Consider the following 13,061-nt stretch of genomic DNA (forward strand, 5'->3'; position numbering starts at 1 on the left):
GGCCGGAGCACGTCCCACAGTGGGGGACAATGGACGGGTGAGCGACACCGACCGACCCGACGAGCGCCCGTCCGTGGCGCCGGCACCGAACGCCGTCACCTCGCCGGACGAGGTCACCATCCGCCGCGCACCCAAGTTCGGGGTCTTCATCCTCGGCGGAGCGGTGCTCGGCTTCCTCGCCACGCTCGTCGTCGTGTCGGTCACCATGGACATCGACCGCGGCGACCAGCAGGACGCCAGCTTCGGCACCCTCGTCGGCTACTTCTCGCTCTGGGGCGTCACCATCGGCGCGGCCGTCGGTGCGGTCGTCGCCGTCGTGCTCGACCGGGTCCTCGCCCGTCGGGCCGCCCGCCTGACGGCGGAGCGCGTCGCGGTCGAACCGGTCCCCGACACCGTCGACGGCGAGATCGAGGACCACGGCACCCCGGCGCAGCCCCCGCGGGCCGACACGGACCCGTCGGCGGACACCGACCGCTGACGGTCGCCACCACACGACGGTCGCCACCACACGACGGACGGGAGGCGCGGTGCCAGCCGGCACCGCGCCTCCCGTCCGTCTGTAGGTCGCGTCGTGACGCGACCTAGCTGAGCTGGTTCGCCTCGACCCAGGAGAGGTACTCGGGCGTGACCGAGCCGGTCACGTACTCGCCCGTGAAGCAGCTCATCTCGAGGTCGGTGACGTCCGACCCCTCGATGATCGCGTCGCGCATGTCCGCGACCTCCTGGTAGATGAGGTGGTCGCTGCCGAGGACGCGGTTGATCTCGGGGATCTTCCGGTCGTGCGCGATGAGCTCCATGCGCGTCGGCATGTTGATGCCGTAGACGTGCGGGAAGCGCACCGGGGGAGCGGCGCTCGTGAACGTGACCTCGTTCGCGCCGGCGGCCCGGGCCATCTCGACGATCTCGCGGCTCGTCGTGCCGCGCACGATCGAGTCGTCGACGATGAGGACGTTCTTGCCCTTGAACTCGGAGGACATCGCGTTGAGCTTCTGCCGGACGGACCGCTTGCGCTCCGCCTGTCCCGGCATGATGAAGGTGCGGCCGACGTAGCGGTTCTTGAAGAAGCCCTCGCGGTAGTCGATGCCGAGCTTCTGCGCGACCTGCATGGCGGCGGGACGCGAGGAGTCGGGGATCGGCATCACGACGTCGATGTCGCCGGTGGGGGCGTACTGCGCGATCGTGTCGGCCAGGCGGTTGCCGAGGCGGAGACGGGCCTCGTAGACCGAGATGCCGTTCATGACCGAGTCGGGACGGGCCAGGTAGACGTACTCGAAGGAGCACGGCACGAGACGCGGGTCCTTCGCGCACTGGCGGGCGTGCATCTGGCCGTTCATCTCGATGAAGACGGCCTCGCCGGGGGCGATGTCGCGCACGATGTCGTAGCCGCCGGACTCGAGCACGAGCGACTCCGAGGCGACGACCCACTCGGGCTGCCCGGCCTCGTCGAACTTGTGCCCGAGGATGAGCGGCCGGATGCCGTACGGGTCGCGGAACGCCAGCAGACCGTGGCCCGCGATCGTCGCGATCGTGGCGTACGAGCCCTCGACGCGCTCGTGCACGCGCTCGACGGCGTCGAACACCTGGCCGGCGTCGAGCTCGCTGCCGCGGACCTGGCCCTGGAGCTCGTGCGCCAGGACGTTGACGAGCAGCTCGGTGTCGCTCGTGGTGTTGAGGTGCCGACGGTCGATGTCGAACAGCTCGCGGGTGAGCTCCCGCGTGTTCGTGAGGTTGCCGTTGTGCACCAGGACGATGCCGTACGGGGCGTTCACGTAGAAGGGCTGGGCCTCTTCCTCGTTGCTCGCGACGCCCTTGGTGGCGTACCGGACGTGGCCGAGGCCCATCGTCCCGAGCAGTGCCCGCATGTCACGGGTGCGGAAGCCCTCGCGGACGTGCCCGCGTGTCTTGTGCATGTGGTGCACGCGACCCTCGACCGTGGCGATGCCCGTCGAGTCCTGGCCCCGGTGCTGCAGGAGCAACAGGGCGTCGTAGATGGATTGGTTGACGGGCCCCTGCGCAACGAGGCCGACGATGCCGCACATTCGCGGAGTGCTCCAGACCGTAGGATCGGGTGGTACCGAACAAGTCTGCCATGCCCCGCGGAGGACAACGCATGCCGAACCCGTACGCAGCCGCCGGCGTCGACACCGCTGCCGGTGACCTGGCCGTCGAGCTCATGAAGTCCGCCGTCTCGGCGACGCACAACGCATCGGTGCTCGGAGGGGTCGGCGGGTTCGCCGGGCTCTACGACGTGTCGTTCCTCAAGGAGTACGCGCGGCCGCTCCTCGCGACCTCGACCGACGGCGTCGGCACCAAGGTCGCCATCGCACAGGCGATCGACAAGCACGACACCATCGGCCAGGACCTCGTCGGCATGGTCGTCGACGACATCGTCGTGGTCGGGGCGAAGCCGCTGTTCATGACGGACTACATCGCCTGCGGCCGGGTCGTCCCGGAGCGCATCGCCGACATCGTCGCCGGGATCGCCCGCGGCTGCTCGGCCACCGGCACCGCGCTCGTCGGCGGCGAGACCGCGGAGCACCCGGGGCTGCTCGGCCCGGACGACTACGACGTCGCGGGCGCCGCGACCGGGGTGGTCGAGGCCGACCGCCAGCTCGGTGCACACCTGGTCGAGGACGGCGACGTGGTCGTCGCGATCGAGTCCTCCGGCCTGCACTCGAACGGCTACTCGCTCGTCCGGCACATCCTGTCGACGAAGGGCGTCGGCTACGCCGACCAGCTGCCGGAGTTCGGCACCGGCGTCTCCGTCGGCGAGGCCCTGCTCGAGCCCACGCGCCTGTACACCGCGCCGCTGCTCGACCTGCTCGGGTCGCAGCCGGGCGCCGTGCACTCCCTGTCGCACGTCACCGGTGGTGGCATCGCCGCGAACCTGGCGCGCGTCCTGCCGGTCGGCACCTCGGTCGAGGTCGACCGCGCCACCTGGACCCCGCCCGCGGTGTTCCGGGTGCTCACGGACATGGCCGGGACGCCGATCGAGGACACCGAGTCGACCTGGAACCTCGGCATCGGGATGTTCGCGGTCGTCGCGGCGTCGGCGGCGGAGTCGGTCGTCGCGGCGCTCGGTGCCGCGGGGCTGCCCGCGTGGACGGTCGGTGCGGTGTCGACGGCGCAGCGCGACCTGACCGGGTTCGAGCAGGGCGCGAAGGGCGTCGACGGGGGAGCCGTCCGCCTGGTGGGGTCCTACCGGGCCTGAGTGGCCCCGCGCGGCGCGGGGTGCGGCGTGGGCGGTGCGGCGTGGGCGGTTCGCGCTGCCCGAGGTTCCACAATTCCGGCACCCCGAGCGGGCCGTCATCGGCACCTCGACGCTTCCCGCGCGGCGAGTCGTGCGACCTCGGCGGGTGGGCTCGACGCGTTGCGCGAGTGCGTGCACGCGGACGGGGACAGCGCGCGACTCCGCAGCGTGAAGACGTCGTGCGCGTGGAGACGCCGTACACGCAGCGACGCCGGAGCCACAGGTGCGCCGCACACGTGGAGACGCCGTGCACACGACGACGCCGTACACGCAGAGACGCCGTGCACCCGGAGGTGCACGGCGTGTCAGACCTCGAGGGTCAGGCGGACTTGTTCTGGTCCTGGGTGTCGAGCTCGTCCGACTCGTCCTCGACGTACTGGTCCGGACCGTACTGGTCCGCCCATCGGTCGATGTACGAGTTCTCGTCCGAGTCGTGCCCGGAGGAGAGCTCTCGCTCGAGCTCACCGTAGTTCGTCTGCGGGCTGAAGTACTTCAGCTCCCGGGCGACCTTGGTGTGCTTCGCCTTCTGACGGCCGCGCCCCATGCGTGACCCCCTCGTGATCGGCTCTGGCCCGGTCCTGGCGGGTGCGGAAGGCGACCCGGGGAACCGAACGATTCGTGGTTTGAAATCTGGCGTCCACTCTACCATCTGTGCCGTTCCGACTCGGTCGCGCCGAGCGGTCGGGCGCGTTCAGGCAGGGAGCGGCTCGGTGACGCCGCGCTTCCGGCGTGCGGATCGGAGCACGAGCGCGTCGACCGAGAACCGTCCGGGGCCGGTCAGGGCGACCGCGAGCGAGGCCACCGCGAGCACGAGGACGTACTCGAAGCCGCCGTCCTGGGCGAAGAACCCGGCCTCGGCGTGGGCCAGCAGCCCGGCCACCACCATGTCGAGGGCCAGCATGACCTCGACGACGCGGGTGGCGACGCCGAGGACGAGGAAGACGCCGCCGACGACCTCGAGGCCGGCGACGACGGGCGCCGCGACCTCGGCGAACGGGACGCCCATGCCTGCGAAGGCCTGTGCGACGCCGGGGATGCCCTGCGCGAACTTCTGGGCGCCGTGGGCGATGAACACCACGCCGAGGACGATGCGGAGCGCGGTCAGGCCGATGGAGGTCGATGTCGTTCGCATGCCGCCGACGGTAGACGGTGACGCGTCACCGACCCCGTCCGTCCAGGCGGACGTCCCGGACTTCACCAGGGTTCCCCCAGGCTGGGGTCCGCCGAACGCAGGACACCGCGGCACGGCGGTCCGCCGAACGCAGGACACCGCGGCACGGCGGTCCGCCGAACGCAGGACACCCCGCCCGCCCGGACCGCCACGGGACGGTCCGGACCGGACGGGGTGTCCGCTCGCGGTCAGGAGTCGGCGCCGCGCCCGGTCTGCTGCTGCAGGCGGTCGATGTGCTCCGACGCCTCGGCCTTCGTGAGGTCGGCGGGGAGCTCCTCGCCGGCCTCGCGGGCGAGGGTGTCGAGGTAGCTGCGCTGCGGGCCGGTCATCGGCTCGTCACCGGTGACCCACTGCTCCGGGTCCTTGCTCGCGGTGGTGGAGGGGTCGGGACGTGCGCCGCCGAGGGTCTCGCCCTGGTGGCCGGCGTCGGGGGTCTGCTGCTCGGCGCTGTCTGCATCACTCATGGCGGTGACGGTACGCGCGGGACCGCGGGTGGCCCGCAGCACGGCGTCCCCCGGACAGCGGACAGCGGACAGCGGACAGCGGACAACGGGGAACGGACCACGGGGAACGGGGAACGGACCACGGGGAACGCACCACGGACGGCCGCCGGCGACCGTCAGCACGGCCCCGGACGGCGGACGACGGAGCGCAGGGACCCCGGTCCCGTCCGTCAGCCCCCGACGACCGTGTACCGCACCAGGTCCGGCCCCACCGCGCTCGACGCGACCGGCACCGGCTCCTCCGACCCGCCCCGACGGAGCCAGATCGTCGCCGCCCGCTCGTCGATGCGCTCGACCTCGTGCAGGTCCCCGTCGAGCAGCACGGCAGCCCGGACCTCGACCGTCCCGGTGGCCGGACGCGGTGGCAGCCCGACGACGTCGGCCCCGTACACGGCGTGCTGCCCGGGCGCCAGGAACGGCGACACCGGGGTGGTCACGACCTCGAGCCCCTCGTCGACCGCGCGCACCGCGACGAGGCGGACCGCCTGGTCGGTGGGCAGCGGGACGTCGACGACCGGGGCGTCGACGGGGCCGGCCAGTGCGCGGAACGCGGGCCGACCGTCGGGGGCGAGGTGCGCCTCCAGGCCGTCGATGCGGACGCGACCGCGACCGCGGGAGTCGGCGTACCGGCCGGGCTCCAGCCCGGAACGGCGTGCCTCGAGACGGGAGACGACGATGCGGTCCGGTCGGTACCAGTCGCGCAGGGTGGCGGGGTCGACCCAGCCGATGCTCGCGACCCCGCGGGCGAGGTCGGCGTCCTCGTCGGCGGGGCGTTCGTCGACCGCTCCGAGCGGGTGTGCGCCGCGCACCGGGACCAGGCCCGCGTACGGGCCGGCGGCGGGCGGCGTGTGGTCGAGCACCTCGACGCGCTGCGACACCTTGCCGCCGTGGCCGTCGAAGGTCGCGTAGGTGCGCAGGTCGGAGTTCGTCATGTCGAGGACCGATGCTACGACCGGTCGCCGCCGTCGTTCGGAGGTCCGGCCACCACCGGCACGCGGACCCGCAGCTCACCGGTGCACAGGGACTGGTCGAGGCCCTCCGCGGGACCGGCGGGGCGGGTGGCGCGACGCGCGGGGCCGGTCGGCCGCCCCGTGTCGTCGCCGGAGGTCGGCCGCAGGCTGTTGCGCCGGTCGGACCGCAGCAGACGGTCGGCCGGCGTCCCCGAGGGAGCACCCCCGAAGCCGACACCTACACCGGCACCGGCACCGGCGGCGGCACCGGTCCCGACTCCGGTCCCCGCCCCGCCCCCGTGCGGCGCCCGCCGCAGCGCCGGCCGCACCGGTTCACCCCGGCGCTCCTGACCGGGCAGCGGCCGCGACCGCCGGCCGTACAGCAGCTCGGAGGAGTCGAGCAGCCACGGCACGAGTGCCACGGTGACGCCGTGCACGAGCAGCAGCTTCTTGCGGATGCGCCGGCCGCGGTGGTTGTGCAGCATCGTCTCCCACCAGTGGCCGACGACGAACACCGGCGTGTAGACCGTGACGACCTCGGCGCCGTGCACCGCACGACGCGCCTTGATGTGGTGGATGAGCGGCATCGAGATGTCCCGGTACGGGCTCGGCACGATCGTCAGCGGGACCTCGATGCCGTGCTCCGCCCACTGCTCGCGGAGTCGTTGGGCCTCGACGTCGTCGATCGCGACGTGCACGGCCTCGAGCCCGGCGTGCTGCGCGGCGATGGCGTAGTCGACGGCCTTGAGGACGGGCTTCTGCAGCTTGTTGACGAGGACGATCGCGTGGTCGCCGCTCGCACCGAACCGGGTCTCGGCGTCGACCGCGATCTCGTGCGAGACGTCGCGGTAGTACCGGTTCACGCCGAGCATGAGGACGAACAGCACCGGCATGATGACGAAGACGAGCCAGGCGCCGTGCGTGAACTTCGTGATCGTGACGATGACCAGCACCACGGCGGTGAACGTCGCGCCGACCGCGTTGATCGTCAGGGAGCGCCGGACCTGTGCGCGGTCGAGCGGTGGCTCGCCGGCGAGTGCCCGGGTGCCGTCCCGGTCCTCGCGGAGCTGCCGGGTCCAGTGCCGCACCATGCCGGTCTGTCCGAGCGTGAACGACACGAAGACGCCGATGATGTAGAGCTGGATCAGGCTCGTGACGTTCGCCCGGTACACGACGAGCAGCGAGACGGCGACGAGCGCCAGGACGATGACGCCGTTCGAGTAGATGAGCCGGTCGCCGCGGGTGGAGAGGGCCTTCGGCGCGTACGAGTCGCGCGCCAGGATCGAGCCGAGCAGCGGGAAGCCGTTGAACGCGGTGTTCGCGGCGAGGAGCAGCACGGCAGCGGTCGTCGCCTGCACCACGTAGAACAGGACGCTCCCGTCGCCGAACGTCGCGGCGGCGATCTGCGCGATGAGGGAACGCTGCGGCGCGGTCGCGCACGCCGTGAACCCCTGCAGGTCGCAGGCCCGCTCGGCGTAGTGCACGCGGGAGACCAGGGCGAGCGTGACCAGGCCGACGAACAGCACGATCGCGATCGACCCCATCGCGACGAGCGTCTTCTGCGCGTTCGCGATCTTCGGGCGGCGGAAGGCCTGCACGCCGTTCGCGATCGCCTCGACGCCGGTCAGTGCCGAGCAGCCGGACGCGAAGGCACGGAGCAGCAGCAGGACGAACGCGGCCTGGGTGGTGTGCTCGACGTTCTGCACGGTCCACCCGGCGGACTCGGCCACGGGGGCGTGCCCGAGCGCGGCCCGCACGAGCCCGGTGACGATCATCACGAACACGGAGCCGACGAACAGGTAGGTCGGCACCGCGAAGGCCTTGCTCGACTCGCGCACGCCGCGGAGGTTCACCCCCGCGAGCAGCACGACGAACGCGACCGCGACCTCGATGCGGAACGGGTCGAGTCCGGGGAGCGCGGAGATGATGTTGTCGACGCCCGACGCGACCGACACCGCGACCGTCATGGCGTAGTCGACGAGCAGGGCGCTCGCCACGACGAGCCCGGCCTTCTCGCCGAGGTTGCGGTGCGCGACCTCGTAGTCGCCGCCGCCGGACGGGTACGCCTTGATGAGCTGCCGGTAGGACGCGACGACCACGACGAGCAGCAGCACCACGAGCGCGGCGACCCACGGCGCGAGCGTCAGGAACGCCATGCCGCCGAGCAGCAGGATCATGAGGAGTTCCTGGGGCGCGTACGCCACGGACGACAGCGGGTCGCTCGCGAAGATCGGCAGTGCCAGGTGCTTCGGGAGGAGCTGTCCCTCGAGCTTCTCGGAGGGGAGGGGATCCCCGATCAGTCGCGCCTTGAGCGACCGCACCTCGTTCGTCACGAGCGGCAAACCTACTCAGTTCACCGGACGAGTCAACACTGTGCGGATCGACAGGTGCCCCGGTCCGCCGTGCCCGCCGGGAGGCGCGCCCCGCGTCGGTCCGTCGGCCCGCCTCGGTCAGAGCGAGCGGCGCAGGGTCTCGAGTCCGTCGCGCAGCCGCGTCACCGCGTCGTCGGTGAGCGTGCCGCGCGTCGCGCGGCTCCGCAGGTCGGCACCCACCTGCTGCCGGAAGGACGCGATGGCCGTCTCGACGTCGCGGAGTGCCCGGGCGCCCGCGGACGGGACGTCCTCCGGCTGCCCGGCCGACGGCGCGGTCGGCTTCGTGCGCGGTGCCTGCGCGCTCGCCGCGAGGTCGGCGCGGAGGGACCGCATCGCCTCGCCCACCGAGGCGCGGACGCCGTCGGCGAGGGACTTCACCGAGTCGGCGACGCCGTTCTCGACCGCGGCGATGTCGTCGGCGCGGGCGTCGAGCTCGGCCCGGCCGGCGTCGGTGATCGCGTAGACCGTGCGGCGGCCGTCGGTCGTCGCGGTGACGAGCCCCTCGGCCTCGAGCTTCGCCAGGCGCGGGTAGACGGTGCCGGCGCTCGGCACGTACGTGCCGCCGAAGCGGTCGCCGAGGGCCTGGATGACCTCGTACCCGTGCATGGGGCGGTCGGCCAGCAGGACGAGCAGGTACAGGCGCAGGTGGCCGTGGGCGAAGACCGGGCTCATGCGGGCGCCTCCGTCGGCTGGTCGTCAGTGCCGGTGGTCGGCTCGGTGGACGGGGTGCCCGCCCAGGCGTCGGTCACGGGCGGGGCGTGCACGACGGCGACGCCACCGGACACCGAGTTGACGCGGAGGTCGAGCCACTGGCCCGAGAGCTCCCCGGACTGCTGCACGTGCGAGCCGCGCACGCCGCGCAGCTGGGCGTCGTCGAACTGCAGCGTGCCGGTCGCGGTGCTGACGGTCGCGCGGTAGGCGACGCCGTCCTCGAGTCGGACGTCGACCGACCCCGACACGGTGTTCACCCGCGCGGAGTCGGGCGTGCCCTGCAGGTCGAGCAGCACGTCGGCGTTCACGCCGTCGGCCGTGAGCCGGGGGATCGCGCCGGTCGCGACGACGTTGCCGGACACGGTGCGCACCGTGAGGGCGCCGTCGAGTCCGCGGACCGTCGTGGTGCCGGACACCGCGTGGACCGCGAGGTCGCCGGCCAGGCCGTCCACGACGACGTCGCCCGAGACCGTGTTCACCGAGGCGCCGCGGTTCGTGCCGGAGAGCAGCGCGCCCGCCGACACGACGCCGATGGTCACGCGGGCGTCGCGGGGCACGAGCACGCTCACGTCGGCCGAGTCACGACCGCGGAAGGACTTGAGGAAGCCGAGCGGGTCCTCCCACCCGATCTGCGGGTGGTCGATGGTGAGCGTGTCGCCGTCCAGCTCGATCTTGAGCTGCTTGCCGGACACGCCGTGCACCTCGATGCGGGCGGTCGGCTCGTCGTGCGCGACGACGTCGACCTGTCCACCGGCCAGTCCGACGCGCAGGGCGCGGACGATCCCGGTGTCGATCACCTTCGGCTCGTCGACGAGCCACTTCTCCTGGGCCATGGTGCCTCCTGGTACTCGCGTTGTATCGCGTTGTGGAGGTCACGATACATCGCGTCTGCACGGTGGGCGACGGGCCTCAGCGCATCCCCAGCGAGCCGGTGGGGACGGTCCCCGTCACGGGACGGGCGTGGGTGCCGCGGCGGGGGTGGGGCGTGCCTCCCGGCCGGTGTCGGTGACCACCTGCACCGGCGACCAGGGCAGCCGACGGAACAGCGGCATGAGCGGTTGCACCAGCGGGCCGATCGCGAACGCGGCGACCACCGTGCCGACGCCGACGTCGCCGCCGAGCAGCCAGCCGACCACCACGACCGTGACCTCGATGACCGTGCGCGCGAGCCAGAGCGGCCAGCCGAACCGCTCGTGCACGCCGACCATGAGTCCGTCGCGAGCGCCCGTGCCGAGTCCGGCGCCGATGTAGCAGGCCGTCGCGACGGCGAGCAGGGCGACCCCCGCGACGAACAGCGCGACGCGGGCCACGATGCCGTCCGGTTCCGGGACGAGCCAGAGCACGAGGTCGGCGGACGGGCCGATCGCGAGCACGTTGCACAGCGTGCCGATGCCCGGGCGCTGCCGGAGCGGGATCCACAGCAGCAGGATGACGACGCTCGACACGACCGTGACCACGCCGAAGGACCACGGGAGGACGTGCTCGAGACCCTGTGTGAGCACCGTCCACGAGCCGACCCCCACGACCGCGCGGACCTGCAGGGCGGTCGCGGCCCCGTAGAGGAACAGCCCGACGAGCAGTTGCACGGAGCGGAGCACGAGCGCGGGAGAGCGGGACATGCGCCGATGGTGGCGCGGGATTGGCATGGTGGTCGAGAGCCAATCCGGCTACCGTGGACCCGTGACCCCGGTCCTCCGCAGTCCCCGGCCCCTCGGCGCCCGCGCCGGCGCGCTCCTGCTCACCGACTGGCGCGGCGGTTCCGACGCCCCCGCCTACGAGGCGCTCGCCGACGCCCTGCGCGTGCTCGTCATCGACGGGCGGATCCCGGTCGGGGTCCGGCTGCCGGCCGAACGCGGCCTCGCGGACGCCCTCGGGGTCTCGCGCACGACGGTCGCGAACGCCTACGCCCGGCTGCGCGACGACGGGTTCCTCGTGTCGCTCCGGGGCTCCGGCAGCGTCGTCCACCTGCCGCGCGACCTGGTCGGCCGTCCCGACCCGGAGCAGCTCGGCGGCGTCGTGCCCGGCGATCTGCTCGACCTGCGGAAGGCCGCGCTGCACGCCGCTCCCGAGGTCGCCGAGGCCGTCGAACGCGCGGTCCGGCACGTGCCCGCGGCGCTCGCCGGGATCGGGTACGACACCGTCGGCGACCCGGGCCTGCGGGCCGCGATCGCCGCGCGGTACACCGAGCGCGGCCTGCCCACCGACCCGGCCCAGGTCGTCGTGACGATCGGCGCGCAGCACGCGATCGCCCTGCTGGCGCGCGTGCTCGTGCGCCGCGGCGACGCCGTGCTCGTCGAGTCGCCGACCTACCCGCACGCGCACGAGGCCTTCCGCGCAGCCGGTGGCCGACTCGTCGGGGTGCCGGTCGACGCGCACGCCGGTTGGGACGAGACCGCACTCGAGACGACCCTGCGTCGGACCGCACCCGCCGTCGCCTACGTCATGCCCGACCTGCACAACCCGACCGGGGCGGTCATGTCCGCCGCGACCCGGGACCGCCTGCTCACCGTCGCCGCGTCGACCGGCACCGTGGTCGTCGCGGACGAGACGATGGGCGAGCTGCGGATCGACGGTCCCGCCGCGGTGCCCCTGGCCGTCGCCGACCCCGCGGGCGAGCGGGTCGTGATGATCGGCTCGGCCGCCAAGGTCTTCTGGGGCGGGCTCCGGATCGGCTGGGTCCGCGCGGCTCCCGACCTGCTGCAACGGCTGCTCCTCGCCCGCCCGACGGGCGACCTCGGCACCCCGGTGCTCGACCAGCTGGTCGTGCGGGAGCTCGTCCCGCGCACGGCGGCCGTCCTGGAGGCGCGGCGCACCTTCCTGCGCGCCGGTCGCGACGACGTCGTGGCCGCGTTGCGCGCGCGGCTCCCCGAGTGGGACGTCCCGTCGCCGGCGGGCGGGTTGACGACGTGGGTCGGGCTCGGGCGGCCGGTGTCGAGCGCGCTCGTGCTCGCCGCTCGGGCCGAGGGCGTGGTGCTCGCCTCCGGCGGGGTGTTCGGCCCCGACGGCGGCTTCGAGCGGTTCCTGCGGGTGCCGTACACCGGGTCGGCGGGGGACCGGGAGCGCATGGTCGACGTGCTCGAGCGGGCGTGGGCGCGGGTCGGCGGGGTCGGTGCGGGGGCGCGCGGGTCGCTCGCGGCGGTGGTCTGAGCCCGCCGCCGTGGTCCGGGGCCGTCGCGGTGGTGCGAGCCCGCGACGGTGGTCCGGGCTGCCGGCGTGCTCCGCTGTGTCATCCCACAGGTGGAGGTCACCGGCACGGTGTCGCCCGGCAGGGTGACGCGGCGGGCTGCCGTCGCCCGTCAGGCTGCTCACCGTGACCCCGATCTCGCCCGCACACCGTGACCCCGCTCCGGTCGTCCCGGCCGTCCCCGCCGCTGCACGCGTGACGATGGCCCTGGCTGCGGCGCTGCTCGTCGGGGTCCTCACCTCGTTCGGGCAGGCGGTCCAGGCGTTCGCCGTCGCGGCCAACTCCGCGGCGCCCTGGTTCGGCGTCGCGGTGCTCCTGTGCCTGCTCGCACGGGTCCGGACCGGCCGCGTCGCCCTGCCGCTCGCGATGCTGCTCGGCGTGGTGCTGCTCGAGCTCATGCACGTCGGGTACTGGGCGGCCACGAACCTGCGCGGCTACCCCGACGTCCTGTCGCCGACCGGCTTCTGGGTGGTGGTCGGGGTCCCGGCCGGGCTCCTCGCCGGTGGGGTCGCCGTCGCCCTGCGCGTCGGTGGTCCCGTGGTGCGCGCGGGTGCCCTCGGGGTCGTCGCGGCGGTGTTCGTCGGCGAGGGGGTGCGGGCACTGCACAGCGTCGCGACCGCCGAGACGCTGCCGGGCTGGATCGCCCAGGTCGTCATCGGGATGGTCGTGCTCGGCGTGGCCGTGTGGACGGCGCCGAGCACCACCGCCCGGACGGTCGCGCTCGTGACCGGGGTCGTCGGGGCCGCCGGGGTGCTGGCCGCGTACCTGCTGCTCGGCGGCTGACCGTCCGCCGGCCGTCCCGGGAGCCGGCCCACCGCGTTGCCCGGTCGGGTCGGCCGGACGCGCAGCCCGGACGTGCAGCCCGGCCGCGCTGCCCGGCCTCGGGCGGTCCCGACTCGCAGGGAGTGCTGGGAGGATCG

The 13,061-nt window shown here is 73.4% G+C and carries 13 protein-coding genes; 4 read left to right on the forward strand and 9 right to left on the reverse strand.

Annotated features, from left to right (window positions below):
* Positions 1–37: 37 nt before the first annotated feature.
* Positions 38–478 carry a hypothetical protein gene (locus QOL15_RS03495; RefSeq protein WP_065963710.1) on the forward strand — a complete coding sequence of 147 codons (441 nt, stop codon included), beginning with the start codon at positions 38–40 and terminating at the stop codon, positions 476–478.
* A gap of 103 nt (positions 479–581) precedes the next feature.
* Here QOL15_RS03495 and purF read toward each other — a convergent pair whose 3' ends face one another.
* Complete coding sequence (gene purF, locus QOL15_RS03500) at positions 582–2,039, reverse strand: amidophosphoribosyltransferase (RefSeq protein WP_065963708.1); 1,458 nt, start codon at positions 2,037–2,039, stop codon at positions 582–584.
* Positions 2,040–2,110: 71 nt separating this feature from the next.
* On the opposite strand from purF, the gene purM reads away from it, so the two are divergent.
* The gene (gene purM, locus QOL15_RS03505) at positions 2,111–3,211 is read left to right on the forward strand and encodes a phosphoribosylformylglycinamidine cyclo-ligase (RefSeq protein ID WP_083393944.1); all 1,101 of its coding nucleotides are present in this window, start codon (positions 2,111–2,113) and stop codon (positions 3,209–3,211) included.
* A gap of 358 nt (positions 3,212–3,569) precedes the next feature.
* Here the strand turns inward: purM and QOL15_RS03510 are convergent, their stop codons facing one another.
* From QOL15_RS03510 to QOL15_RS03545, 8 genes are all read right to left on the reverse strand, one after another.
* On the reverse strand, positions 3,570–3,794 hold the full coding sequence (locus QOL15_RS03510) for a DUF3073 domain-containing protein (RefSeq protein ID WP_065963704.1): 225 nt from the start codon (positions 3,792–3,794) through the stop codon (positions 3,570–3,572).
* Positions 3,795–3,941: 147 nt separating this feature from the next.
* Positions 3,942–4,382, reverse strand: a complete 441-nt coding sequence (locus QOL15_RS03515) for a DoxX family protein (RefSeq protein ID WP_071246758.1) — start codon at positions 4,380–4,382, stop codon at positions 3,942–3,944.
* Positions 4,383–4,609: 227 nt separating this feature from the next.
* Complete coding sequence (locus tag QOL15_RS03520) at positions 4,610–4,885, reverse strand: DUF3072 domain-containing protein (protein ID WP_065963701.1); 276 nt, start codon at positions 4,883–4,885, stop codon at positions 4,610–4,612.
* Positions 4,886–5,094: 209 nt separating this feature from the next.
* Entirely contained in the window at positions 5,095–5,856 is a 762-nt protein-coding gene (locus QOL15_RS03525) for a hypothetical protein (protein ID WP_071246752.1), read from the reverse strand.
* 14 nt (positions 5,857–5,870) lie between these two features.
* Positions 5,871–8,216, reverse strand: coding sequence for an APC family permease (locus QOL15_RS03530; RefSeq protein ID WP_071246750.1), 2,346 nt, complete (start codon positions 8,214–8,216; stop codon positions 5,871–5,873).
* Positions 8,217–8,324: 108 nt separating this feature from the next.
* Complete coding sequence (locus QOL15_RS03535; RefSeq protein ID WP_065963696.1) at positions 8,325–8,918, reverse strand: PadR family transcriptional regulator; 594 nt, start codon at positions 8,916–8,918, stop codon at positions 8,325–8,327.
* The gene (locus QOL15_RS03540) at positions 8,915–9,790 is read right to left on the reverse strand and encodes a DUF4097 family beta strand repeat-containing protein (protein ID WP_065963694.1); all 876 of its coding nucleotides are present in this window, start codon (positions 9,788–9,790) and stop codon (positions 8,915–8,917) included. The genes QOL15_RS03535 and QOL15_RS03540 overlap by 4 nt, the downstream gene beginning before the upstream one ends.
* Positions 9,791–9,904: 114 nt before the next feature.
* A complete protein-coding gene (locus QOL15_RS03545; protein ID WP_071246749.1) occupies positions 9,905–10,576 on the reverse strand; it encodes a YitT family protein in 672 nt (223 codons plus the stop codon).
* A gap of 61 nt (positions 10,577–10,637) precedes the next feature.
* Between QOL15_RS03545 and QOL15_RS03550 the strand changes: the two genes are divergently transcribed.
* Both QOL15_RS03550 and QOL15_RS03555 read left to right on the forward strand, forming a co-directional pair.
* Entirely contained in the window at positions 10,638–12,104 is a 1,467-nt protein-coding gene (locus QOL15_RS03550; protein ID WP_071246756.1) for a PLP-dependent aminotransferase family protein, read from the forward strand.
* A gap of 163 nt (positions 12,105–12,267) precedes the next feature.
* Complete coding sequence (locus QOL15_RS03555) at positions 12,268–12,924, forward strand: DUF6518 family protein (RefSeq protein WP_065963072.1); 657 nt, start codon at positions 12,268–12,270, stop codon at positions 12,922–12,924.
* Positions 12,925–13,061 lie beyond the last annotated feature (137 nt).

The sequence above is a fragment of the Curtobacterium sp. MCBA15_012 genome (genome assembly GCF_001864935.2).
Taxonomy (GTDB): Bacteria; Actinomycetota; Actinomycetes; order Actinomycetales; family Microbacteriaceae; genus Curtobacterium.